Raw genomic sequence first — 25,209 nt, 5'->3', positions numbered from 1 at the left:
TCGTTGATCTCAGCGAACGGCGGTGGTGAATTTGTCGAAATAGATATGATCCGGCTCGACCCCGGCCATCTGCAGAACCGGCAGAACGGCATCGATCATCGGTGGCGGTCCGCAGGAATAGGCGTCCATCTCGCCTTCGAGCCCTTCGGCGCGCAATCGTCGTGCCAGCACCTCGTGAATGAAACCGCGCTCGCCGGTCCAGCTATCGCCATCCTCGGCGTGCGACAGGGCCGGAATGAACCGGAAATCCGGCAATGCCGCTTCCAGCCGCGCGAATTCATCGAGATAGAACAGATCGGCCCTGGTGCGCGCCCCATAGAAAAACCGCACCGCCCGATGCTCGCCCGACGCCACATGATCCTGCAGGATGGACCACAAGGGCGACATGCCCGACCCGCCCCCGATCAGCAGCATCGGCCCCGGCCGGTCCTCGCGCCGGAAACACGTGCCGTACGGGCCCTTGATGCTCAGCCGATCGCCCGGCTGCAGAACGGTATCGAGCGAAGCTGAAAACGCGCCATCGGGGTATTTCTTGATGATGAAGGCAAGCCGGTCCGGCTCGCCCGGCGGGCTGCCCATCGAATAGGCCCGCGTCACACCATCCGCCAACGTGATGTCGACATACTGGCCGGCCCAGAACTTCATGGGTGCGCCAAGCGCCACGGTCATGCGGCGGATGTCGTGCGTCAGATGTTCGATGCCGGTAAGAACCGCGTCGTAAGCGCGCACCGGAATCGAGCGGCGCAGCAGATCCTCGTCATAGTTCAACAGTTCGATCTCGAGATCGCTGTAAGCGTGCGTCTTGCACAGAAGAATATGCCCGGTATCACGCTCGTAATCGGGCAATGCGAAGGTCGAATATTTGAGCAGTTCGATGTCGCCGTCGATCAGCTTCGATTTACAGGAGCTGCACTGGCCTTCCTTGCACCCGTGCATCACGGAAATACCCTGTCGGAACGCGGCATCCAGAACGGTCTCGCCTTCCTCGACCTCCATTTCGATGCCGACAGGTTCGAACCGGACCTTATGCGTCGTAATCACAGTCATGACGTTTCCCGTTGGTTTTTATCGTTCGGAAAAAAGCCGCCGGGCACAGCAATCGTGCCCGGCGGAACGAAACAGGTCAGTTCAGCGGATTGATCACGAAACCCTTGCGGTATTCCGCCGCCGCCGCCGCCTTGCCTTCCGCCGAAAGGCTGCGGAAATTGAGCAGCGGGCTGCCCAGCTGATGGCCGCGCACGTCGTCGAGCGTCCACATCTTGCTGTCGTCGAAATGCAGATGCGGTTGCGGCACCAGCGTCTTGCCGTCGTTGCGAACGAAGCCGAGGTCGGTGATCGCATCGGCGATGTCCCAACCATCGTAGCAGGTCTCCCACTCGCGACGACCGCTGAAGCGGCCCATCGCCGGCGTCGGGCGCCCTTCATATTCAGCGGCGAACGCGACCTTGTGGGTCCAGCGGCAGGTTTCCGAGCAGTAGGTGTAGGTCTGCCCGTCCACTTCATCATAGGTGAAATCTTCGCGGATCAGGCAAGGCACCATGCAGGACCAGCAACGATGCGGATACACATACCCCACGTCGGCGTTGAACAGCACCTGCGTCTCGCCCTTGTGGCTGAGCTTCTCATACCATTTCCAGTAATTGCCGAACTCGGCGTACCAGCCTGGATATTTGTGCTCGAACCACTCGAAGTCTCTCTCGGTCTGCGCCTCGATGCGCCAGAAATTGACCGACCAGCCAACCGAGAAGAACTGCGCCGTCTTGTGCACGTAATTCTTCTTGACGATCCGGTCCCAGGCCGCCGCGACATCATCATGATGGATCTTGATGCCGTATTTCTCGAGCGGCAGCATGTACGTGCGGTAGTAATCCTCATAGATCCAGCGATGCCACAATTCGGCATAGCTCTCCTTGTTCTTGTTGCGATCGGTCGTGCCGTATTCGACAAATGTGCCGATCGCGGCATCGACGATCGCGTGATTCTGCCAGAACGCGTATTTGATGTCGCGCTCGAGCAGCAGGTGGTTGTCCGGGTCGTTGATCAGCGACATCAGCAGCGAATGGCCGTTGCCGATATGGCGGCTCTCGTCGGACTGCACCGACAGGAACACGGTCGGCAGCGCATAGTCGCCGTTGCGCGCCGCTTCCGATGGCATGGCAACGAACAGGGTGTTGGTGAAAGCGGTTTCCGCGACCACGGTCAGATAGATGTTGGCCGAGGTGATCGCATCGCCCGTCACGAAGCCCTCGGCGAACTGCCGCCCGATCGTCGAGGCATAGCATTTGCCGAACGCCGCTTCAGTGATGTCAAAGCCCGCCGGATCGATGTAGTTTTCCATGTACCATTTCTTCAGGTTCATCTGAATCGTGGAGTGGCGGAATTCATCGACCATCTGCATCGCAAAGCCGGTGCGCAATTCCTCGCCCGGCGCCAGGCGCCCGACCATCGCCATCGAGCGCGCGGCCGAGATTTCCGGGAACGGAATGATCGCGAGAAACAGTTTCATCCACTCGACCCAGCGCGGCTGGACATTGCGGAACATGTCGCCGCGCAGCGCCGCATCGAGCGCGCCATAGACCCGGTTGTCCTTTTCTTCCTGCATCGGGAAGTAGGAGCGAAGCACCTGCTTCATCGGATCGCGTGGGGTCTTCTTGATCTTGTAGTCGGTCGGGAAGGTCATCGCTTCCTGAACATAGCTCGGCGTCCAGCCGAGATCCGCGACCCGACGGGTCGCATCACTGATGCTCATCCCCTTCTGGGCGGTAATTTTGTTGAGCGTTAAGCTATCAGGCATCTTGGTTTTCTCCCGAATGATGTTGATCTCAAAGTATCGTCACGCATCGAGCGGTCGTCTGTTGTGCCGGTTCACGTCATAGGATGTCCGGCAGCCAGAGATCGCAAGGGATGGAATTGCAAGTTCGGTGCCAGGATCTGCATCCATTGAAATCAGCCGGTTCCCGTACGATAGCAGCGCGAGACTGTTCCAGACCGCGCCACACCACCGTGAATGCTGTGGCAGATTGCGACAGACGGTCACGACGCGGCCCTGTCATCGGATGCACCACGATGTTCGGCAAAGCTCTTGCCTTCGGCGATCCAGCGGGCCGCCAGCACCAGCACGCCCATGGCAAAATCCTTGCCGTGCGCTGCAATCATGCGTTCGGCGATCATGCCCAGTTCCTTGAAAAACCGATCTTTCGAAGCTTCTTCATCGGTCATCGGGTCGGTCATTTCATGTCTCCTCGGCCGCCCTGGGCGGGGCGGAACAACAGATCGGGCAACAGCACCGTGCCAGCCTCGCCATCCATGGTCGCAAATGCCAGTGCCTCGCCGTTCCGCGCGAAAGCCAGCGCAACCGGGGCACTGCCGGCGTCGCGGATCAGCATGACGTCGCGCAGCCCGGGCCGCCCGAGCACGACGCCACCCGCACGATCGGCGCAGGCCACCAGGCCTAGCCGTGGATGGCACGCAATCGGCCCGACCGCCTGGCGACCATCGAACCCGATCGCGAACGGGCGCGCGCCGCCGGGGGCATCCCACAGGTAAACACCCTCGGCGCCAGCGATCACCAGAACACCATCGCTGGTGAAACCCATCGCCGTGGCGCGGATCGGCACATCGATGGTGCGCCACACATCCTCCGCCCGGCTACGCACGGCCACACACCCGCCCGGCGCGGCGGCCGCCACGCGCGCGCCATCCGCATCCCAACAGATCAGGCGGAACGGCCCCGGCGCCTCGAATCGCGGCGCCTGGCGGATCGCGCACGCTTCGAGCGACACGCCACCATCGTAACCGATCGCGAGATGCAGACCGGATGGATCGTAACACAGCGAGGCGACCGGACCCGGCATGGTCAGGCGCTTCTGATCCGGCCCGAGCTGGTCGACCTGCCGGCCACCGGCGAATGCCCGCCGCCCGCCGCGTCCGGCAGCAACCGCGTTGATCCGCCGGCGCGCCCGCTCAGCAAGCTGCATCACACTGCCATCGGCGAGGCGCAGAAACCTGCCATCGGCACCACCAGACACAACCCCGCCGAGCGGATCCGCAGCGAGCGATAATGTCGGGGTGCGATGGGCGCCGATGATCACCGGCGGCGGCGGCGGCGCGGCGGAGGCGATGATTTCGATACCCCCACCCGGCCGCGGTACCAGGCGCGGTGCGCCCGGCCATTGCGAGGTCAGCCGCGCGACTGCCCCGTCGGCAAGGCCGAAACACGCCACATCACCATCCCAGACGAGCGCGTTGACGGTGGTGTTGAAGACAAAGCTGACCCCGAGCAGATCGTGCAGGGGCGGCGGGGCTTGAGCGGCTGCGACATCCATGAAACCCAAATAGCAATTGCCGTGCCACGGTTTGGAGGCAGTGAATATCAAGTCTTTATGTCGGTTGCTGCAATGCAAAACGACATGTCCGTTGTTGTCGGCATGAACAGAGGATGGAGGGACCGCTCCGTTTCTGAACAATGCCAGCTTCGACAGCGGATTTTGCTAGGGTTTTGAACTCCCATGCACTACGATCAACATCCGGGGTGCTGAGCCCCTGCCAAAACAGCTCGGACCAACGAAGCTGAATGGAGGAACCCATGTTGCTGCATGCCGAAGACCGGGTGGGTCACGCGCGGGCCGCGCTCGAATCGAACGGTCTGGTCGTCGCCGACCTGCTGTCCGCCGATATCCGCGATAGCTGGCAGCGATGCCTGTCATCCGGGCTCGATCCCACGGCCGCGCCGCGCATTGAAAATGTCGGGGCCGATCATCTCCGCCGCGCCCGCGATCAGCGCGCGATGGTCCACCGCCTTGCCTCGGCGGAGTTGCGGGCATTGTACCAGCAGATCGCCGGCAGCAACTTCATGGTTGCCCTCGCAGCACCCGATGGGCTGCTGCTCGATGCCATCGCAGACCCCAGTTTCGCGCGTGAAGCGCAGGCTGCCTCGATCGAACCCGGCACCATCTGGGATGAAATCCATTGCGGCACTAACGCGCTCGGCACCACCATCGCGACCGGGACGGCGCAGAGCATTCATGGTGGCGAGCATTTCTTTCGCCGCCATAATGCCATCACCTGCATCGCGGCACCGGTATTCGGGCCGGATGGTGCGCTCGCCTGCGTGCTTGATGCCTCGTCGGACTGCGGATCGCGCCAGAGCCACACCCGCGCCCTGGTCGGCATGGCCGCGGTACAGATCGAGAACCTCCTGCTGCGCGAAACCCACGCGCGCCACCGGATCATCGCGTTCCACAGCCGGCCCGAATATCTTTCAACGCTCAGCGCCGGCATACTGGTGTTTTCCGAGAGCGGGCGCGTACTCGCCGCCAACCGCCAGGCGCGATTCCTGCTCGCCGGACTGCCGGTCGTGATGGGGCGCAGTTTCGATGCGATTTTCCGAACGGGCTTCGGCGTGTTCCATGACGCCTGCGCGCGCGGCGACATCGGCACGTTGGAAGACCGGGTCGGTAGCATCTATGTCGCGACGCTGGAAACACCGAAAGCCGCCCGCGGCGTCGCGGTCGCGGTCGCGGTCGCGGCCCGCCCGGCGATTGCCGGCCCGCAGGCGAAACCAGACGTCGTCAAACCAGATTTCGTGGCCGACGATCCTGCGGTCGCCGCCGGTCTCCGCCTCGCCGCCTCGGCCGCCGCACGCAACCTGCCCCTCCTGATCCGTGGCGCGACCGGCACGGGGAAGGAATTGCTTGCCCGCTACGCCCATGCGGCCAGCGGACGGCGTGGTGCTTTCGTACCCGTCAATTGCGCGGCCCTGGCGGAGACCCTGATCGAGGCGGAGTTGTTCGGCTATGCCGATGGCGCCTACACTGGCGCGAGGCGCGGCGGCGCGCCGGGCCTGGTCGCCGAAGCCGATGGCGGCACGCTGTTCCTCGATGAAATCGGTGACATGAAACGCCCGTTGCAGGCCGTGCTGCTCCGCCTCCTCGACGATTGGACGATCCGTCCAGTCGGCAGCACCCGCAACCGGACGGTCGATGTTCGTCTGATCGCGGCCACCAATGCCGACCTCGATGCGGCGGTCGCTGCCGGGCACTTCCGTGCCGATCTGCTCTACCGCCTCAACACCGCCGAAGTGCGGTTGCCCGCACTGAACGATCGGGCGGACTTCGCAACGATTGCGCGCCACCTGCTCGCCCGTTTCGCGCCGGATACCACGATCACCGATGATGGGGCGCGCGTGCTCGCCGGTCATGCCTGGTGCGGCAATATTCGCGAGTTGAAGAGCGCCCTGCTTCGCCTCGCATTGCAGCAGGAGGGCGGGGTGATCGACCAAATGGCTGCGGAAACCTTCGTCGGCCAGCGTGCCATGCAGCGCGCGGAGTCCGACGACCCGCACGACCTACGCGATATCGTTCGCGCGCGGATTCGCGCCACCTTTCGCGAGAACGGCGGCAACATCAGCGCCACCGCCCGCAGCCTCGGCGTCTCGCGCAACACGGTCTATCGTGGCCTCGACGGCGTCGCGGTCAACAGGGAACACTGATGTCCTAGACCAGGCGCCGGCCCGCAGGGCTATCAAGCCACGTCGCCGCGTGCTTTGATCTAGGCTATGCCTGTCGCTGCCAAGGATACCGACCGTGCCAAACCCCTATGAAACACTCGGCGTCGCGCGCGATGCGAGCGCCGATACCATCCGGCGCGCCTATCGTAAGCTCGCGAAGACCCATCATCCCGATCTCAACCCAGGCAACGCCGCCGCCGAAGCCCGGTTCAAGGACATCGCCTCGGCGCACGCCCTGCTCTCCGATCCCGAAAAACGCGGCAAATTCGATCGCGGCGAGATCGATGCGGAAGGGCATGAGGCGGCGCCACGCCGCCCCAGTTATCGCGAATACGCCGAAGCCGCCGCCGGGCAGCGCTACAGCGGCGGAGCGGCGGGCGGCCAGGCCGGCAACTGGGACCCCGAAGATCTCGAATCGATCTTCGGGTCGATGTTCAACGAAGCGAACCGCCCGCGCAACCAAGGCCCGGCGCGCGGGCCCGACGCACATTACAGCCTCACCACCAGCTTTCTCGATGCCGTCAATGGCACCACGACCCGTCTGACCCTGCCCGACGGCAGCACGCTCGACGTCAAAATTCCCCCCGCAACGGAAGATGGCCACATCCTGCGCCTGCGCGGCAAGGGCAACCCGGGCCGCAACGGCGGACCCGCGGGCGACGCGCTGATCGCCATCACCGTCGCACCGCATAAATATTTTGCCCGCGATGGTCAGGACATCCGGCTCGATCTGCCGATCACCCTGCCGGAGGCCGTGCTCGGCGGCCCGATCGAGGTGCCGACCCCAGGCGGTGCGGTGCGCATGCGCGTGCCGCCGCATTCCGACAACGGCACCATCCTGCGCCTGCGCGGCCGCGGCGTGCCGGGCAACGGCACCACGCCGGCCGGCGATCTGTACGCGACCCTGCGCGTCACCATCGGCACGCCGGATGAAGCACTCGAAGCATTCCTGCGGAACTGGAAACCCTCTACCGCGGCCGACCCGCGCCAGACCATGGAAACCAACCCATGACGACCCGCACCGTCACCATCGATATCGTCATCCGCGACATCGACGGCATCAAACGGCCCGATCTCGACCGGTGGATCGAAAACCAATGGGTCCGCCCGGATGCCGCGCCGACCGGCTACGTCTTTACCGAAATCGACATGGCACGGGTCCGTCTGATCCATGAGTTGATGAACGATCTGCAGGTCAATGATGACACCATGCCGATCGTGCTCTGCCTGCTCGACCAGATCTACGACCTGCGTCGACGCCTACGCCAGGTCGGCGCGGCGATCGACCAGACGGCACCGCCGAACATCCGCGCCGACATGATTGCCCGGCTGATCGGCTGATCAAACCGCCTCACGCCTCGACTTGCAGTTCACCCAGATAGGCCTCGCGAATCGCGGGATTGGCGGCAAGCGCTGCCGCCGGTCCGGACAACACCACCTGCCCGGTTTGCAGCACATACCCCCGATCGGCGATCTGCAACGCCATATTGGCGTTCTGTTCGACCATGAAAATCGCCACACCCTGGCGGTTGATTGTCTGAATGATACCGAACACGATCTCGACGAAGCGCGGCGACAGGCCCATCGATGGCTCATCCATACAGATCAGCCGAGGCCTTGCCATCAGCGCGCGGCCGATCGCGACCATCTGCTGCTCACCGCCCGACAGCGTGCCGGCCAGCTGAGTCCGCCGCTCCTTGACGCGCGGGAACAATTCATAAACCCGCTCCAGATCGGCGTCGAACTCGGCGCCGCGCTTTTGCGTGTAAGCCCCCATTTCCAGATTTTCGAACACCGTCATGCGCGGAAACAGCCGCCGCGCCTCCAGCACGGGCGCGATTCCGCGCTTGACCCGCTCGGCGGTGCTCAACCGGTTGATGATGTCGCCGCGATAGCGCACTTCGCCGGCGGTCGGCGTCACCGTCCCCATGATGGTCTTCATCGTGGTCGATTTGCCGCTGGCGTTGCCTCCGAGCAGCACGATGATATCGGTACTGCTCATGGTGTAATCGACGCCTTTGAGCACGTGCAGATCGCCGTAATGCGTGTGAACCGCATCGAATTCGAGCAACGGGGCGTCCTCACGCATTGACCGCACCCCGCCCGATATAGGCCTCGATCACCGCTTCATCGCGCCGCACCACATCGGCCGGCCCTTCGGCGAGTTTCTCGCCGTAATCGAGCACGATCACGTTGTCGGCGAGCCGCGTGACCACATCGAGCTTGTGCTCCACCAGCAATACGGTCAGGCCCAGATCGCGAAACCCGGCGATCTGCTCGGCGAGTTCGAGGCTCTCGGCCGGATTCATCCCCGCGGTCGGTTCATCGAGCATTAGCAGGCGCGGTCTGGTCGCCAAGGCGCGCGCAATCTCGACGCGCCGGCGATTGGCGTATGATAATTGCGCCACCCCCTGATCGATCCGCGGGATCAACCGGTTGCCGAACATCGCGAGCAGTTCCAGCACGAACTCCCGCGCCTCGCGCTCTTCCGCCCGCACACCGCCCAGCCCGAGCACGATGCCCGCCGGCCCCGCCTTCAGATGGGTATGCTGCCCGATCAGCACGTTCTCCATCACGGTCAGATTGGGGAACAACCGGATGTTCTGAAACGTCCGGGCCACACCGTACCGCAGTATCTGGTCGGGTCGCTGGCCGATCAGCTCATGCCCGGCAAAGTCGATCGACCCGCCCGAGGGTGTCACCAGCCCGGTAATACTGTTAAACAGCGTCGATTTGCCGCTGCCATTCGGCCCGATCACCGCGACGATGCCACCCGCCGGCACATCGAGCGAGACGGATTTCAACGCGGTCAAACCACCGAATTTCACGGTCAGATCCCGCACCGCCAACGCCGCTGGTGCCCCGGCGGCCGCGGCCTGCGCGGAAGCGCGGCTCAACCGCTCGACCGCCGGCAACGACCCGCGCGACACTGCGGCATCCTGCTGGGCGAAACTCAACCGCACCTCGTTTCGACTGGCGGGGACGATGCCGTCACGCCGGTACAGCATCATGGTCACCAGAATGATGCCGAAAATCAGCTCGGACGCCGATGTGAGTTCCAGGTTCGACAGAAACGGCGAATGCACCGCATTGCCGAGCGCCTGCACCATCGCGCTGAGTTCCGGTAGAAACCACGCCTGCAGCAATTGCAGCAGCACGGCCCCGATAATCGCACCCCACACGCTGCCGAGACCGCCGAGCACGATCATCACCAACACCATGATCGACACCGGCAGGTCGAACATATCGGGCGTCGCGGTCTGCAGCTTCGCGATATAAAACGTACCCGTCAGCCCCGCGAAACCGGCCCCCATGGCAAACGCCAGAAGTTTCAGCCGCGTCGTATGAATGCCCATCGCACCCGCCGCAATTTCATCCTCGCGGATTGCCATCCAGGCGCGGCCGATGCGCGATGGCTTCAGACGCTGGCTGATGAACAGCAAGAGGAGCACGATGCCGAGCCCGACATAATAATACGGCGTCGAATCGATCCCGAAACTGTGACCGAATACCGAAGGGGGCGCCACGCCGTTCAATCCCTCGGCGCCGTTGGTGAGCGATGACCAGTTGCGCACCACGATCGGCACGATCTCACCAAAGCCGAGCGTGACGATGGCGAGATAATCACCCTTCAGCCGCAACGTCGGCGCACCGAACGCCACACCGAACCCGGCCGCGATGACGGCCGAGACCGGCAGCATCACCCAGAACGGAAAGGTGAAATGCACCGTCGCGGCAGCCCCGGCGCCAAGTTTCGCAACAAACCCGATCGCGGCCAGCGGCGCCCAGCCGTTGCTCCATGCCGGGTGCAGCTGATACGAATTCAGGATGCCGTAAGCATAGGCGCCAATCGCGAAAAACGCCGCATAACCCAGATCGAGCAACCCGGTGAAGCCGACCACGATGTTCAGCCCAAGCGCCAGAGCGGCATAAGCGGCGCAGTTCGCCGCGATATCGATATTCGCCTGGCCGGTATCGAGAAACGGAAACACCAGCAAAAACGCCAACAGGACTGAAAAAAGTATCCGTTTGGTGCGCGGCGGCAGATTCGCGAGACGCTTCATGACCGGTTCGGTGCCAGCATGCCGAGCAACCCGGCTGGGCGAAACACCAAGGTACCGATCAGGATGGAAAAAATGATCACATCCGCCCAGCGCGCCGCAATATACTGGCTGCCGAGGGTTTCGATCAGCCCGATCACGATGCCGCCCAACATGGCGCCCGGCACGTTGCCGATGCCGCCGAGCACGGCGGCGGTAAAGGCGCGCAGACCCGCCGTGTAACCGATGCTGTATTGCGCGAAATTATAGTACAGACCGAAGATCATACCCGCCGCGCCTGCCAGCGCGGAGCCGGCAAAAAACGCGATCATCACCACATTATCGACATCGACACCCATCATCCGCGCCGCCTCGGCATCCTGAGCCACTGCCCGCATCGCCTTGCCCAGTTTGGTCCGTTTGACGAACAGGTTGAGCCCGATCATCAGCACCGCCGAGACGATCCAGATCAGGATTTCCTTCAGCCGGATCACCACGCCGCCGACATGATAGCTTGCCTGCGGCATCGGGTCAGGAAAATTGATCGCCTGCGCGTTGGTGGCCAGCAACACCAGATTGAACAAAATATACGAGACGCCGATGGTCGTAATCATCGCCATCGGTCCTTTGACATTGCGCATCGGCCTCAGGGTATAACGCTCGATCGCCACGCCCAGCGCGCCCGAGGCAACCATGGTCACCACCAGCGCCACCAGCAAAACCAGCACCAGCGGCGCACCGTGCATGACCACCGACTGCCCCTGCAATCCAAACGCCTCCAACACGACCAGCGCCACGAACGCACCGACCATGAACACGCTGAAATGCGCGAAGTTGATCAGTTCCAGAATGCCATAGACCAGGGTGAAGCCCAGGGCGAGCAACGCATAGACCGCCCCGAGACTGACACCATTGATGATTTGCTGCAGAAAAATCGCAGAGCCGGTCATAGGGCGCCCTAGCTCTGCGGTGCCACCCCGATATAGATGCTTTGTTTGTCCATATCCGCCAAAGGTGCCGCCTTGTTCTGCTTGAACTGAAACACCGCAACCACACGCGTGCTCAGATCGCCATATTTGTCGAACGAAATCGGACCTTGCAGCCCATTGATCTTCACCGTCTGCACCGCGTTGCGTACATTTGAGGCCGTCAACGGCTTGCCGCTTTTGATCACCGCCTTGATCGCGGCGATCGCCACCAATGCCGCGTCGTACGATGTGATGGCGTAATCATCCGGCTGCACGCCGTAGGTTTTGGAATAGAGTGCCACCCAGCTTGCAAGCTTCGGATCATCGACGACATGCGGCGACGCATTGGTGGCATACCAGCCCTCGGCGGCCGGGAAGCCCGCTGCCGTCATCATCTCCGGGCTCAAAATCCCATCGCCGCCGCCCTTTTTGATATCGGGCACGATCTGGTAGGATTGTTTAACGAGCTTGACCGCGGCCTGCATGGTGCCGCCATAGTAAAGCGATGCTGCGTTGGTCGCCTTGATTTTGGTCAGAACCGCGGAATAGTCAGCGGCTTTCGGGTCGAGCCGGTCGCGGCCAAGCACCTTGATGCCCTTGACCTTCGCCTGCGCCGCGAACGCATCCGCCAGACCAACGCCATAGGCGCCGCTGTCGTCGAGCACATAAACGCTCGGCACCTTCAGGGTCTCGGCATAGAAATTCGCCATATTGGGCCCTTGATAGGCATCCGTCGTCACCGTCCGGAAATAAATCGGCTTGCCGCCCGGTACGAATTCGCCTGCGAACTGCGGATCGGTCAGGGCCGGAGCAGTGGAACTCGGCGTAATCGTCGCCAGATCAGCCATCGACAAAATCGGCGCCATCGCCTTGCCCGAGCCGCTCATTTCCGGGCCGACGTTGGCCAGAACCTTCTTGTCGCCCACCAGTTTGCGCGCGTTGGTCGCTGCCTGCGCCGGATCATACTGACCGGCCGTGGCCGTTGCATTGTTCAGCACCATCGGCTCGAGCGTGATCCCTTTCAACTCGCCGCTGGAATTGGCAAGCTTGATGGCGAGCAGGGCACCGTTCAAAATCAGATGCGCCGCCTCGGCATCGGCACCGGTTAGCGGCAACGTAATCCCGATGCGATAAACCTTGTCGGCTGCAAAAGCTGAAGTCGCTCCAGCGGTAAGAAGAGCAGCAGTCGCGGCCGTACCGCACAACGCATGGCGTCGAGAAATCATCAGAAGCCCCATTCATCTTGTTTTTGTGTTACGAAACCGTGAGCAGACTAGCGGGGCCACAGCGGAACGCAAGAAAATTTTATCGCCACACCGCGAACGGCCTGACTATGACTTGTCCGTTGAATATAATACGCAATTTTACGTATGCTGACGTCTTTTCGCGACCCTGTCACGCCGGCTCCGGGAGTGAGTGGAATGCCTGAATTACATTTGTTCTCGTTGTTCGTCGTAACGGTGACTCTGTTGATGCTGCTACCGGGTCCCAACGTCGGGTTGATCGTGGGCAACACCGTGCGCCACGGCACCAGCTATGGTCTGCTCACAATTGCCGGCACCAGCACCGCCATGGCGGTGCAACTCGGGTTGACATCGCTCGGTCTTGCCTCCCTGCTCGGTCATGCCGGCATCTGGTTCGGCTGGATCCGGTGGATCGGCGTTTTGTATTTGATCTATCTGGGCATCAAATCGTGGCGCGCCCCGCCGGCGGCCGCAATGGGCACGAGCGTTCGGCCCGCCTCGCGCCGGGGGTTGGTGGTAAGGGCATTCCTCGTATCCTTGACCAACCCGAAAACGCTCTTTTTCTACGGCGCTTTGCTGCCGCAGTTCATCAGCCCGGCAGGAAGTTTCGCTCACCAGATGGCGGCTCTAGCGATCACCTGCGTAGTCATCGCCTTAATTGTCGATACTGGCTGGTGCCTGCTCGCTGGCAAAATTCGCGGCCATCTGGGCGGCCGTCTCGCAAACCGGGTCGGCGGCTCCGTGCTGATCGGCGCCGGCCTCGGTCTGGCCCTCGCGCGCGGGGCGAAATCGTGATCGGTTTCGGCATCGTCGTTATCACGGTTACGTGATTTTTATGTCGACACAAGGGCGCAGCGCCTATCTCCGTCTGGATGATGAAACGCCAGCCCATGAAGCTGACCGCGCTGATTTCCGGTACGCCGGATGCCGAAATCGATCCGCCGCACGGCATCATCGGCTGCTCTTGGTGTGGGCTGGTACAGCGCCTCCCGGCAATCACCGGGCGCGGTGTCATCCATTGCCGGCGCTGCGATGCGCCGCTCGAACGTACCGCGGGCCGAAGTATCGATGCGGCACTGGCCTGCTCGATCACCATGATGGTCCTGCTCATCCCCGCGATCGTCATGCCGCTGATGCAGGTTTCGATTCTCGGCGCCATCAACCAGAGCACTGTGGGCTCCGGCGTTGCAGGTATCTGGCAGCAAGGCTGGCCGATCATGGCCCTGGTCGTGGGAGCCGAATTGATCGCCGTGCCACTGATCCGCTTCGGTTTGCTCACGATCGTCTTGATGGTCCTCCGCCTGGGGTGGCGGCCGCATTGGTTGGGGAGCGCATTCCGGATCACCGAACGGCTCGACGAATGGGCGACGCTCGATGTGTTTCTGGTCGGCTGCGTCATAGGCTATTCGCGGGTCGAACCGTTCCTGCCGGTCCATATCGGTCCGGGCGGCTGGTGCGTTCTTGCCGCCGCCTTCATGACCATGATCACCCGTGCCACGCTCGAGCGCCGCGCGATCTGGCGTATGATCGGGCCGGATGCGAGCGAGAATTCCGCCCATGCGATCGCCTGCGGTGCGTGCGACCACATCGCGCCGGCGAGCGCGGAAGGTGAACATTGTCCGCGCTGCAACACGCATCTCTGGCGCCAGCGACCGAACGCGACAATGCGTGCACTCGCCTTCACGCTGGCCGGATTCATCTTCTACCCGATCGCCTATCTGTTTCCGATGGAAATCGACGTGGAAGCAGGCAAGGCCCACGCCCATTCGATTGTCAGCGGCATTTTTCAGTTGCTGCAGGCCGGACTCTGGCCGTTGGCCCTGGTCATTTTTACCGCCAGCGTCGGCATTCCACTGTTCAAGCTGTTTGGCATCTCGTGGATCATCCTGTCATCCTATCAACATTCGACGAGCCGGCTGCGCCTGAAGGGCAAACTCTACCGGGCCATCGTTGCGGCCGGGCGATGGTCGCATATCGATGTGTATACCGTCGCGGTGTTCCTGCCGCTGATGCGCCTGCCCGGCCTGCTCAGCGTCGATGTTGCTGACGGCATGCCGGCATTTCTTGGAGTCGTCGTGCTGACGATGATGGCGGCACGCGTGCTCGACCCGCGACATATCTGGATCGCGGCGCACGAAGCCCCGAAATACGCCCATGATCGATAAACCTGATAAGCCAGAACCGCCCAACGCCAGGTTTCGCAGCACCCGTTGGCCGGGGTTGATCTGGGCGGTGCCGGTCGCGGCGGCCGGCATCGTGATCTGGCTCGGGCTGGAAGCGATCGCCAAGCGCGGCCCCGAGGTGACTGTCTCGTTTCCAACGGCGGGCGGCATCAAGGCCGGATCGACGACCGTGAAATATCGCGGTGTCACAGTCGGCCATGTCGAAGCCGTCCGGCTGGACAAAACCCTCAACACCATGAAAGTCTCGATGCAGTTCACCGGCGAGATGCAGCACCATCTCGGCAAGGGCACGCGCTTCTGGATCGCCGGCCGCAGCGTCAGTTTCAGCAATCTTGCATCGATCAAATCCGTGATCGCCGGCCCCTACATCGGCATCGCACCGCACCCCGGCCCGGTGGCGGATCATTTCACTGGCCTGACCCAGGCACCGGTGATCGAGAGCGGCGACCAAGGTGAAACCATTGCTCTCACCACAGCGCATCCCGGCAACCTGTCCCGTGGTGCCGCGATCTATTTCAACCATTTCAAGATCGGAAAGGTTCTGAGCCTGGTTATGCAGCGGGACGGCAAGGAATTCGTGATCACCGCCTTCATCGAACAGAAGCGTGAAAATCTGATAACCTCGGCAAGCCGATTCTGGAACGCTGGCGGCGTTTCGGTCAGCAGCAACGGCAATGGGCCTAGGCTGATGCTGCAATCGATCCCGGCCCTCGTCTCCGGCGCGATCGGCGTAGCAACGCCCGGCGGCGGCCATCCGATCGACAATGGTACGACGTTTCATCTCTACGGAACGGCGTCCGCCGCCCGTGCGGCGCCCGGCCCGCACGCCGTGCCGTACCGGATCGTACTCGCCGGCGGCCCGCACGGTCTGGCCAGACATGCCAAGGTGACGCTCGAAGGTGCCGATGCCGGCGTGGTGACAAACATCGCTCTTGGCTACGATGCCAACGCGGGCGCGCTCACCACCACGGTGCAACTGGTGCTCGAACCGCGCGACATTCCGCTCGACCCGCCCGACCGATGGAATCTGGCCAATCCCGCACCGCAAATGAACGCCATGCTGTCGTCCCTGATCGGACACGGTCTGCGTGCCCACCGCGTGCAATCCACGCCGGTGATCGGCACGCAGACCATCGCGCTCGACATCGTCAAGGCGGCACCGAAAGCCGTCCTGAGCCTCGCCGGCGTGCCGGGCGAACCGCCGACGATCCCCTCCACCAGCGCCACCTCGATCGATCAGATCATGGATCAGGTGAGCGGAATTCTCGCCAATGTTCATGACGCAACCAGCCGGATCGCCGCCGTCAGCCGCTCGCCGCGCACCCGCCGTACACTCGAACGGCTCGACCGAACGATCACGCATATCGATGCGATCACCCGCACCACCGATGCGCGATTGCCGCAGTTGCTGGCCGCGCTGCGCCGGACCACCCAGGCCGCCGATGCCTCACTGCGCACTGCCCGGGGCTTGCTGGCGCAGCACGGCACTGCGGCCAACGCGCCAGAGTCCGAATCCCTGCCGCACGCGCTTTATGAGCTCACCCGCGCCGCGCAATCGCTGCGCGAACTGACCGATTATCTGTCGGGTCATCCGAATTCGATCATTCTCGGCAAAGGACGCTGAACGATGAACCGATGGCTCTGCCTTTTTGGCGTTGCGCTGGTACTGACCGGGTGCGCCCCCACACCGACCACCTATCTCACCCTGGCGCCGATGCCGGGTCCCACCAAGCCGATCGCTTCGCCCCCGCTCGCCATCGCCAAAGTCATGATGCCCGCGGCAATCGACCGGCTCTACCTGACCAGCGCGACCGGGCAGACCACGCTGCACGTCGCCGATCACGCCCGCTGGGCCGCACCGCTTGATGGCGAGGCGCAGAACACCCTCGCCGATGATCTGGCGCAACGCCTGCCCGACACCACCGTGCTTCACCCCGGCGACGCTACACCGCCGCGCGGCACGCGCCTGGTTTCGGTCAACGTGACCCGGTTTTTGCCCGAACACAGCCAGGTCGTCCTGAACGCGGATTGGCGGATCGCGGCGCGCCACCATCATCGAACCATCGCCGCAGGACGGGACCATATCGTCATCCCGTCGGCCGACACACCAGCCGCCCGCGCGAGCGCCATGAGCGCGGCTCTGAGCCACCTCGCCGATCACATGGTCGCCCGACTCAACCACTGACCGATCCGATACGCCCGCTGCGCTGCGCGATCATCCGATCGACCGCGGCCAGGATCACCGCCACCGCCTCGTTCTTGTAAGCGAACATCGCATCGGTCTCCGGATGCACCAACATCGTCGCATTGGCCTCGAACACCAGCACACGCCCATCCGGTAGGACCGAAAAATCAATGCCGGCGTAATCGAGATCAAGCCGCGCCGCGATCGCCCCCAGCGCCGCCATCGCACGCGCGCCGATCGCGCGGGCCGGATCGCGCAGAAACCGCGCTTCCTCCGCGCGGCGTGCCGGCGCCTCCGCCATGCCCGCGGTCCAGTAATGCACGAGCCAGTCGGGTCCGATGGCGAGATGATACGGATAAGCCACGCGATCGACGAAGATAACCCGATATTTCCGATGCAACCCATCGGCGGCCGCACGATAATCATAAAAATCAGTCACATAGCTATGCGGAGCGCGGGCGATCGCTGCCGTCGCCTCCGCCTCGGTCGCGGCGCAGACCAGATTTTCACCGCCGTGCGACCCGGCCGGCCGCACGATCACCGGCAAACAATGCGCCACAAGCCACAAATTTTCGTCGTGCCGATCACGTGCAACCCGGGTGACCGGCGGCACCACGACATCGGGCAACCCACCCAGCAGCTCGGGCAGCGCGGCGCGATGAATGTCACGGATCCGCGCGGGATGGTTGAGCACCGGCCGGTCGGTCTCCCGCAACATCCGCTCGACCGGCGCCCTCAAATCCGGCATCAGGTCGGGATCACCAATCGCGTTGAACACCAAATCATGCGGCGGCAATTCACGATCCTGATCGGGACAGGCATAATCGATGAACCAACGGATCTGGGTAAAGCGCCTCCGAGGCAGCAGATGGTCCAGTGGAATATTGGCCGCCGCCGCGCAAGTCAGCACGAGCACCGCCGGTGCGGCGGGTGGCCCGGCAATCGTGACGATCTGCTTTCGCCGATACGCGGCATCCCGATGCACCGCCACCGCCGGATCATCCGCCGCCAGCAGCGCCGCCAGATTCTGATGCGCGATCACCTGATCTGGATCGAGCGTCAGCGCATAGCGACAGGCGGTGATCGCCGCCGCCGCATTGCCGGTCCGCGCGCAGACCGCACCCAGCGCCGCTGCCGCCTCCGCATTGCCTGGCTCAGCCGCAATCGCCTGCATCAGCGCCGCAATCGCCTCGCGGGGTTGGCCGGCCTCGGCATAGGCCGTCCCCAGCCCGATCAGGATCGCCGCCCGGCCCGGATGCGCCTGCGCCAGCACAGCGAAATCGGCCGCCGCCGCCTCGAACCGGCAGAGCGCGTTCAACGCCGACGCCCGCGTGATGCGCGCAACGCCATCCGTCGGATGCCCGCGCAAGGCGGCATCGGCCGCGGCAACCGCACCGGTGTAATCCCCCGTGTCGTAGAGCGCCTGCGCCAGCAGTGCCTGGACCACCGCTGAATCACCCTCGGCCGCCAGCAAGGCCCGATAGTTCCGCACCGGATCGGCCGGCTGATTTTCAGGCACTGGCATCGCGACGCGCAAGCTCTGGTTCATCCGTACAAACTAGCCGCTCAAAATGAACAGACGGTTAACACCACCAGCCTAACACTCGTTTCAGGACGATTTCGCAACCTGCCGGGCGGATGGCACCATAGACAGTGCACGGCCGACCAGCGATGATGCGACATGATCTTCGACCTGACAGCGTTGCCGCCGCTCAACCAATACAAACTCCTCGCCTCGACCGTGGTTCCCCGGCCGATCGCCTGGGTCGTCACCATGAGCCCCGATGGCCGGCTGAACGCCGCGCCGTTTTCCTTCTTCAACGTGTTCGGCGCCGGCCCGCCGGTCCTGTGCATCGGCATCGGTGCCCGCAAACCAGGCGATCTGAAGGATACCGGCGAGAACATCCGCAGCACGGGTGAATTCGTGGTCAACCTCGTCGCCCTCGCCAACGCGCAGGCCATGAATATCACCGCCATCGAATTCGGCCCGGAGATCGACGAACTCGCCCAAGCCGGGCTGACCACCATGCCCTCGCTGAAAATCAAGCCCCCGCGGATTGCGGAAAGCCCGGTCGCGCTGGAATGCAAACTGCACTCCATCGTCGAATTCGGCCCCGACCGCGCCATGGTGATCGGCGAAGTCCTCGCCATGCACGTGCGCGACGACGCCGTGCTGGACGCGAAACGCTGCCACATCGACACGCCCAAACTCGACCTGATCGGGCGCATGCATGGCGGCGGGTGGTATTCCAGCACGAACGACCGGTTCGACATGCCGCGCATCCCGGTCGAAGATTGGCAGACCGGCTAGGCCGCTCGCGCGATCTTGAGGCGTGGGGCATCAATCACGAGCCCCAACGGCGATTGAACCTCCGCCGCGAATCCGTTACGTTCAATCACGTTGGATCGACGGAAGGTCTCATGTTGCTACCGCGCATGCGTCGCTACTTTATCATCGGCCGGCTGATGTTGGCGTTGGTCTTTCTAGTCGGCCTCGCCGTGATGCTGTTCGAACCCGCAGCACGCCCCCACGGTGTCTGGCTGTTCCTTGATGGCATGCTGCTGGTGCCCAGCGTGTTCACCGCGGTGCAATGCCTCTGCGCCCTGTTCAACCCCGCAGCCTTGGATCGGTTTCCCGAACTCCGCTGGATGCTGGACTAACCGATGGCACAAGCTAAGCACGTCCCCCAAGCGGACGCACCGAGCCCTCTACTGACAAAAATGCGGCAGACGTTCCTGTTCTGCTACACGCTCTTCTGCGGTGAGCAAGCGTGGCTGCAATGGCACTGGGCGGCTCGATCCCCCACGTCCGGCGATCATCTTTCGGTGATCGTCCATGCCGTCGTGATTGCCGGTTCCGCACTGATGGCCACATTGGGCCTTTATAACATGGCCTTCCTGCGGAACCCGCACTGACGCCTCTACCTGTTCCGCTGGATGAGCACGTAACCTGGTCGCTCGATGATCTGAAAGGGCTCCCCACATGATTCCGAAGCTCCGAACCGGCGCAGCACTGGCCGCGTTGATGGCAGGCATGAGCATTATCGCGGCCGCCGCCGCAAACCCGCCGCCCACCCCGAACGCCGCCGGCGCGCCGTTCAAAATGCTCTCCTACAGCGACACCTTCGACCTCGCCGCCAACGGCACCTACACCCGCACGGTCCACAAGATCATCGAACCGCTGACCAAAAACGGCGTGCAGAGCAATGGCCAGATCCAGGAACTCGTCGCCACTGCGATGGAGCATTTCCACCTCGTCTCAGCCAAGACCATCGCCCCCGATGGCAAAATCTACCCCGTCACCGCCAAGGACGTGCATATCCAGACCGCCCCCTCCGCGGTCGATGCCCCCAGCTTCAGCGACGCCAAAATTGTCAGCGTCGAGTTCCCGCACGTCGAACGCGACAGCAAACTCGACATCACCTACACCATGCACCGGTTCGAACCCTATTTCCCCAACGAATTCTCCGGCATCGATGCCGTACCGCCCAACCAGTTCACCGGGCACGAACAGGTCCAAGTGCGCGCCCCCGCCAGCCTGCACCTGCTCACCTCGGTGCGCGGCGGCTACACCATGACCAGAAAAGTCGAGGGCGATACCCAGATCATCACCGCCACGCTCGAAAACCCGCCCTACCACGCGGTACCCGGCGATGCGGTCGATGCCACCCAGTTCGAACCGATGTTCGTCGCCACCACCTTCCCCAACTGGCAGGCGCTGGGCGATGCCTATTGGCGCCGCGCGGCGGCGAAAACCACCGTCACCCCCGACATCAAAACCCTCGCCGATCAGATCGCCGGTACCAAAACCGGCCGCGCCGCGATGGACGCGCTTTACGACTGGGCGACCACCCATATCCGCTGGGTCGGCATCGAACCCGGCCTGTCGGGCTGGATTCCCGCCGCCGCCGACCACACCGTCACCCGGCGCTACGGCGATTGCAAAGCCTCGGAAACCCTGCTGGTCGCGCTGCTCAAGGCCAAAGGCATCGATGCCGAACCCGCCCTGATCGATGGCGGCAGCGCCGATTACCAATTCACCCATCTGGTCAACCTCGGCATCATCGATCACGTCATCGTCTACGTGCCGCAATACAAACTGTTCCTCGACCCGACCTCCGGCTTCGCCACCCCGGGCGAACTGCCGGCCGGCGATGCCGACAAGCCGGTGATCCTGGCCTCGACCCATTCGACCCTCGCCCGCACGCCCGCCGGCCCGGCGTCCTACGTGCAAAACACCGCCGAAACCATCGGGCCGGACGGCGCCCTGCAAGGCAGCGGCACCATCCACGCCACCGGCTACACCGACTGGATGATGCGCGACATTCTCGACCAATTGCCGAAAGCCGCCTACCCGCACGTGGTCGAACAAGTGCTCTCGAACGAAGGCCTGGTCGGCACCGGCCACTTCACCGCCGACCACGCCGATGACCTCACCAAGCCCTTCACCGTGACCGATCACTGGACTGCGCCAGGCTATTACGATCCCGGCCATATCGTGGTGCTACGAGTCCACAAAGGCTTCGCCTTCACCGACCTCGGCCACTACCTCGCCACCAACGCCTCACCGAGCCATCTCTACCCGGTGAAACGCGAACTCGGCACACTGCATTTCACCACCAGCCTGACCCTGCCGAAAGGCTATAAAGTGCTCGCCACCCCGGAAAGCGGCACGATCAAGACCGATGCCGGCAGCTTCATCCAGACCGCCACACTGCACGGCACCACCCTGCAGCTCGACCAGACCCTGTCGCTCGACCGCATCTGGTATCCGGTCAAAGACCGCGCCGCGCTGAAAACCCTGTTCAACAAAGCCTACCGCCTCGATCGCCAGCAACTGGTGCTGGAACGCACCAACCCGAAACCGCAGGCGTGACCGCCCCGCTCGCCCTCACCATGGGCGACCCCGCCGGCATCGGCGGGGAAATCGCAGCCGGCGCCTGGCTCGCGTCACGGCAGAACCCGGGGCTCGGCATCCACCCGTTCTGTCTGATCGGCGATGTCCGCTGGGCCGGCGGCTTCGGCATCCCGATCGAAGTCATCGACGATCCCGCCGCCGCCGCCACCGCCTTCGCCCGCGCTCTGCCGGTGCTCGCACACCCGCTCGCCACCCCCGCAATCCCGGGCCAGCCTGACCCCGCCAACGCCGCCGCCATCATCGGCGCGATCGAACGCGCCACCAGCCTCGCCATGTCCGGTACCACGAGCGCCATGGTCACCAACCCGATCGCCAAATCCGTGCTCTACGCCGCCGGCTTCAAACACCCCGGCCATACCGAATTCATCGGCGCCCTCACCAACACCCCTACCCCGATCATGATGCTCGCCGGCCCCGCCCTGCGCGTCGTGCCGGTCACCGTGCATGTCTCGCTCCGCCGCGCGATCGAAACCCTCACCACCGAAGCGATCATCACCGCCGCGACCATCACCCACGCTGCCTTGATCCGCGATTTCGCCATCCCAACCCCCCGCCTCGCCATCGCCGGGCTCAACCCCCACGCCGGCGAATCCGGCGCCATGGGCGACGACGAAACCCGCATCATCGCCCCCGCCATCGCTGGCCTGCGCGCCGCCGAAATCGACGCGTTCGGCCCCCTGCCGCCCGACACCATGTTCACCCCGATCGCGCTGCAGGGTTACGATGCGGCGATTTGTATGTATCATGACCAAGCTCTCATTCCGCTCAAAACCATCGACATGGAGAACAGCGTGAACATCACGCTCGGCTTGCCCATCATCCGCACCTCGCCCGACCACGGCACCGCTTTCGATATCGCTGGCAAAGGCCTCGCCCGCCCCGCCAGCCTGATCGCCGCCCTCCGCATGGCCTCGATCATGGCCGGGCAACGCGCATGACCCGCCAACGACTCGGCGTCAACCTCGATCACGTCGCCACCCTGCGCAACGCCCGCGGCGTCGATTACCCCGACCCGATCCGCGCCGCCCACCTCGCCATCGAAGCCGGCGCCGATGGTATCACGCTGCACCTTCGCGAAGACCGCCGCCATATCCGCGACGCCGACATCACCCGCGCCCGCAGCTTGCCAGTACCGCTCAACATGGAAATGGCCGCGACTGATGAAATGGTCGCCATCGCCTGCCGCGAACGCCCACACGCCGCATGTCTCGTCCCGGAACGCCGCGCCGAAATCACCACCGAAGGCGGGCTCGATGTCGCTGGCAACAACGGCTCCCTCGCACCCCGCATCGCCCACCTGCGCGACGCCGGTATCCGCGTCTCCCTGTTCATCGACCCCGATGAACGCCAACTCCAAGCCGCAGCATCGCTCGGCGCGCCCGTCGTCGAGCTCCACACCGGAGCCTACGCCGACGGCAAACCCGGCGAACTCGACCGCCTGATCGAAGCCGCCAAAATCGCCACGTCCCTCGGTCTCGAAGTCCACGCCGGCCACGGCCTGACCTTCACCAACGTCGCCCAAGTCGCCGCCATTCCCCAGATACGCGAACTCAACATCGGCCACTTCATCGTCGGCGAAGCCGTCTTCATCGGGCTCACCGAAACCGTCCGCCGCATGCGCGCTATCATGGAAGCCGCCCGGCGCTGATCGGGGGAACTGTAGGGCTAGGGTGGGGGCGCTAAGGATGAGCAAGACCAGGGGCTCTGCCGCTAGCCCCGTTTAAAGGCGGAGCATTTAAAATCCGTAGTTTTAGGTAAGGGAGGACGCTGCTGGTATGGCGTTCGTAGTCCTTGGCGAGGCGTCTGCAGTCGCTGACCCAGGCGAAGGTTTACGCGACGATCTAACCTTTTGGCAAGACCGAGACGCCGACCTTGGCTTGGGGGCGTTTGACGATTTGGAGTGTCGTGCAACCGATTTTGGCCAACTCGGAGATGACGAGCTTGGTGCCGTGCAGGCCGCGGCGCACCAGGCTCTTGAGGAAGGTTGCCCAGAAGGTTTCGGCTTCGGACGGTCCGATGTGCAGGCCGACGATCTCGCGCTTGCCATCGGTATTGGCGGCCACAGCGATTATTGCCGCGACTGAGACGATGCGACTCCCTTCGCGTTGCTTGAGATAGGTGGCATCGAGCCAGAGATAGGGCCAGTCGCCGATAAGGGGGCGGTCGAGGAAGGCGTTGACGCGGTCGTCGATATCTTTGCAGAGCTTGCTGACGGTGCTCTTGCTGATCCCAGTGAGCCCCATGGCTTGCACCAGATCATCGACGCGCCGGGTGGACACGCCGCTCACCCAGGCTTCTTGGATCACCGCAACGAGCGCTTTCTCGGAAGTTTTGCGGGGTTCGAGGAACGGCGGAAAGTAGCTGCCTTGCCGAAGCTTTGGGATGCGGAGTTGCAGGCTGCCGAGGCGGGTATCGAGGGTACGGTCGCGATAGCCATTGCGATAGGTGGTGCGCTCACCGGAGCGTTCATGCCGCCCGGCGCCGATCACACCTTCCACATCGGTCGCCATCAATAGTTGCACCACCGCCTCCGCCACACCGCGCAGGAAATCGCCATCGCCGGCTTTGGAAAGAAGCTCGGCCAGGGGTAATCTGTCGTCGGTCATCGGGTCCTCATTCGGTTCGGGTTGAAGCTTCGCAACTCCACCTTAGCCGAACGATCCGATGGCCACCTCAACCCGGTCTGCGGGTGGGGTTGGCCCTTCCGGCCGGCTACGCCGACTTCCTGGCCCAACCCCACCCGCATCATTCAAACAATTTCCACCACGAGCGCGGACACTAGCTATGGACGCGTGAGCAGACGTCCCGGAGATCCAGGTTCTGCTCGTAATCCGATATCGTTACCCCATCGACTCCCGCCATTCGCGCCCAAGGTGCCGGGCTGCTATTCTTGCCGCCCTACAGCCCCGACCTCAATCCCATCGAGCAAGTCTTCGCCAAACTCAAACACTTGCTCGGGAAAGCCGCAGAGCGCACCAAGGAGGCAACCTGGCAGCGTATTGGGTCGCTCCTGGATGCGTTTACGCCGCACGAGTGCAAAAATTACCTGGCCAATGCACAGTATACGTCAACTTAATGTCATCAGACCCTAAAGGGGGTCGAGGGGGCGGAGGAGCCGAAGGTTCCAGCGATGCTCTTCATCGCTGGAATGGCTCTGGAGGGA

22 protein-coding genes and 2 pseudogenes are annotated in these 25,209 nt (G+C 63.4%); 14 read left to right on the top strand and 10 right to left on the bottom strand.

Annotated elements, in window-relative coordinates:
- Positions 1 to 9: 9 nt before the first annotated feature.
- From BW994_RS04460 to BW994_RS04445, 4 genes are all read right to left on the bottom strand, one after another.
- Positions 10 to 1,047 (bottom strand): NADH:ubiquinone reductase (Na(+)-transporting) subunit F, encoded by a 1,038-nt coding sequence (locus BW994_RS04460; protein ID WP_029310482.1) that lies wholly within the window; start codon positions 1,045 to 1,047, stop codon positions 10 to 12.
- Positions 1,048 to 1,123: 76 nt separating this feature from the next.
- Positions 1,124 to 2,794 (bottom strand): aromatic/alkene/methane monooxygenase hydroxylase/oxygenase subunit alpha, encoded by a 1,671-nt coding sequence (locus BW994_RS04455; protein ID WP_029310481.1) that lies wholly within the window; start codon positions 2,792 to 2,794, stop codon positions 1,124 to 1,126.
- A gap of 239 nt (positions 2,795 to 3,033) precedes the next feature.
- Positions 3,034 to 3,231 carry a hypothetical protein gene (locus tag BW994_RS04450; RefSeq protein ID WP_035227782.1) on the bottom strand — a complete coding sequence of 66 codons (198 nt, stop codon included), beginning with the start codon at positions 3,229 to 3,231 and terminating at the stop codon, positions 3,034 to 3,036.
- Complete coding sequence (locus tag BW994_RS04445; protein ID WP_035227779.1) at positions 3,228 to 4,325, bottom strand: WD40 repeat domain-containing protein; 1,098 nt, start codon at positions 4,323 to 4,325, stop codon at positions 3,228 to 3,230. The genes BW994_RS04450 and BW994_RS04445 overlap by 4 nt, the downstream gene beginning before the upstream one ends.
- Before the next feature lie 260 nt (positions 4,326 to 4,585).
- Between BW994_RS04445 and BW994_RS04440 the strand changes: the two genes are divergently transcribed.
- The 3 genes from BW994_RS04440 (at position 4,586) to BW994_RS04430 (ending at position 7,849) form a co-directional block, all read left to right on the top strand.
- Positions 4,586 to 6,490, top strand: coding sequence for a sigma-54-dependent Fis family transcriptional regulator (locus BW994_RS04440; RefSeq protein WP_029310479.1), 1,905 nt, complete (start codon positions 4,586 to 4,588; stop codon positions 6,488 to 6,490).
- 94 nt (positions 6,491 to 6,584) lie between these two features.
- Positions 6,585 to 7,520: a DnaJ C-terminal domain-containing protein gene (locus BW994_RS04435; protein ID WP_029310478.1), complete on the top strand. Its 936-nt coding sequence runs from the start codon at positions 6,585 to 6,587 to the stop codon at positions 7,518 to 7,520.
- A complete protein-coding gene (locus tag BW994_RS04430; protein ID WP_029310477.1) occupies positions 7,517 to 7,849 on the top strand; it encodes a chaperone modulator CbpM in 333 nt (110 codons plus the stop codon). The genes BW994_RS04435 and BW994_RS04430 overlap by 4 nt, the downstream gene beginning before the upstream one ends.
- Positions 7,850 to 7,859: 10 nt before the next feature.
- Here BW994_RS04430 and BW994_RS04425 read toward each other — a convergent pair whose 3' ends face one another.
- Genes BW994_RS04425 through BW994_RS04410 form a run of 4 tightly spaced genes read right to left on the bottom strand, consistent with a single transcriptional unit; the run spans position 7,860 to position 12,742 of the window.
- Positions 7,860 to 8,597, bottom strand: coding sequence for an ABC transporter ATP-binding protein (locus tag BW994_RS04425; RefSeq protein WP_029310476.1), 738 nt, complete (start codon positions 8,595 to 8,597; stop codon positions 7,860 to 7,862).
- Entirely contained in the window at positions 8,590 to 10,572 is a 1,983-nt protein-coding gene (locus BW994_RS04420) for a branched-chain amino acid ABC transporter ATP-binding protein/permease (protein WP_029310475.1), read from the bottom strand. Before BW994_RS04420 ends, BW994_RS04425 begins: the two co-directional genes overlap by 8 nt.
- Positions 10,569 to 11,498 (bottom strand): branched-chain amino acid ABC transporter permease, encoded by a 930-nt coding sequence (locus tag BW994_RS04415; protein ID WP_029310474.1) that lies wholly within the window; start codon positions 11,496 to 11,498, stop codon positions 10,569 to 10,571. The genes BW994_RS04420 and BW994_RS04415 overlap by 4 nt, the downstream gene beginning before the upstream one ends.
- An 8-nt stretch (positions 11,499 to 11,506) precedes the next feature.
- Positions 11,507 to 12,742, bottom strand: coding sequence for a branched-chain amino acid ABC transporter substrate-binding protein (locus BW994_RS04410; protein WP_245594034.1), 1,236 nt, complete (start codon positions 12,740 to 12,742; stop codon positions 11,507 to 11,509).
- A gap of 195 nt (positions 12,743 to 12,937) precedes the next feature.
- Between BW994_RS04410 and BW994_RS04405 the strand changes: the two genes are divergently transcribed.
- The 4 genes from BW994_RS04405 to BW994_RS04390 all read left to right on the top strand — a co-directional run bounded on the left by BW994_RS04405 (position 12,938) and on the right by BW994_RS04390 (position 17,128).
- Entirely contained in the window at positions 12,938 to 13,555 is a 618-nt protein-coding gene (locus BW994_RS04405; protein ID WP_029310472.1) for a LysE family translocator, read from the top strand.
- Between the two features lie 95 nt (positions 13,556 to 13,650).
- Positions 13,651 to 14,925: a paraquat-inducible protein A gene (locus tag BW994_RS04400; RefSeq protein WP_029310471.1), complete on the top strand. Its 1,275-nt coding sequence runs from the start codon at positions 13,651 to 13,653 to the stop codon at positions 14,923 to 14,925.
- On the top strand, positions 14,915 to 16,567 hold the full coding sequence (locus tag BW994_RS04395) for a PqiB family protein (protein WP_029310470.1): 1,653 nt from the start codon (positions 14,915 to 14,917) through the stop codon (positions 16,565 to 16,567). Before BW994_RS04400 ends, BW994_RS04395 begins: the two co-directional genes overlap by 11 nt.
- A 3-nt stretch (positions 16,568 to 16,570) precedes the next feature.
- A complete protein-coding gene (locus tag BW994_RS04390) occupies positions 16,571 to 17,128 on the top strand; it encodes a PqiC family protein (protein WP_029310469.1) in 558 nt (185 codons plus the stop codon).
- Here BW994_RS04390 and BW994_RS04385 read toward each other — a convergent pair.
- Positions 17,118 to 18,677, bottom strand: coding sequence for a tetratricopeptide repeat protein (locus tag BW994_RS04385; protein ID WP_245594033.1), 1,560 nt, complete (start codon positions 18,675 to 18,677; stop codon positions 17,118 to 17,120). The genes BW994_RS04390 and BW994_RS04385 overlap by 11 nt on opposite strands.
- Positions 18,678 to 18,809: 132 nt before the next feature.
- Here BW994_RS04385 and BW994_RS04380 point away from each other — a divergent pair, with 132 nt between their 5' ends.
- The 6 genes from BW994_RS04380 to BW994_RS04355 all read left to right on the top strand — a co-directional run bounded on the left by BW994_RS04380 (position 18,810) and on the right by BW994_RS04355 (position 23,694).
- Entirely contained in the window at positions 18,810 to 19,439 is a 630-nt protein-coding gene (locus BW994_RS04380; RefSeq protein ID WP_029310467.1) for a flavin reductase family protein, read from the top strand.
- A gap of 125 nt (positions 19,440 to 19,564) precedes the next feature.
- Positions 19,565 to 19,789, top strand: a complete 225-nt coding sequence (locus BW994_RS04375; RefSeq protein ID WP_217696434.1) for a hypothetical protein — start codon at positions 19,565 to 19,567, stop codon at positions 19,787 to 19,789.
- A 60-nt stretch (positions 19,790 to 19,849) separates the two neighbouring features.
- Positions 19,850 to 20,044 carry a hypothetical protein gene (locus tag BW994_RS04370; protein WP_175612084.1) on the top strand — a complete coding sequence of 65 codons (195 nt, stop codon included), beginning with the start codon at positions 19,850 to 19,852 and terminating at the stop codon, positions 20,042 to 20,044.
- Between the two features lie 67 nt (positions 20,045 to 20,111).
- Positions 20,112 to 22,004 carry a DUF3857 domain-containing transglutaminase family protein gene (locus BW994_RS04365; protein WP_051657112.1) on the top strand — a complete coding sequence of 631 codons (1,893 nt, stop codon included), beginning with the start codon at positions 20,112 to 20,114 and terminating at the stop codon, positions 22,002 to 22,004.
- Positions 22,001 to 22,984 carry a 4-hydroxythreonine-4-phosphate dehydrogenase PdxA gene (gene pdxA, locus BW994_RS04360; RefSeq protein WP_281174419.1) on the top strand — a complete coding sequence of 328 codons (984 nt, stop codon included), beginning with the start codon at positions 22,001 to 22,003 and terminating at the stop codon, positions 22,982 to 22,984. Before BW994_RS04365 ends, pdxA begins: the two co-directional genes overlap by 4 nt.
- Positions 22,981 to 23,694, top strand: a complete 714-nt coding sequence (locus BW994_RS04355; RefSeq protein ID WP_029310462.1) for a pyridoxine 5'-phosphate synthase — start codon at positions 22,981 to 22,983, stop codon at positions 23,692 to 23,694. Before pdxA ends, BW994_RS04355 begins: the two co-directional genes overlap by 4 nt.
- Positions 23,695 to 23,971: 277 nt before the next feature.
- Here BW994_RS04355 and BW994_RS04350 read toward each other — a convergent pair.
- A pseudogene (locus BW994_RS04350) lies at positions 23,972 to 24,652 on the bottom strand (IS256 family transposase); the annotation flags it as partial.
- Between the two features lie 251 nt (positions 24,653 to 24,903).
- Between BW994_RS04350 and BW994_RS20115 the strand changes: the two are divergent.
- Positions 24,904 to 25,122 (top strand): annotated as a pseudogene (locus BW994_RS20115) (transposase); the annotation flags it as partial.
- Positions 25,123 to 25,209 lie beyond the last annotated feature (87 nt).

The sequence above is a fragment of the Acidiphilium rubrum genome, from assembly GCF_900156265.1.
Lineage (GTDB): Bacteria > Pseudomonadota > Alphaproteobacteria > Acetobacterales > Acetobacteraceae > Acidiphilium > Acidiphilium rubrum.
The sequence above is the reverse complement of the archived record's forward strand: the minus strand, read 5'-3'. Positions and strand labels throughout refer to the sequence as shown.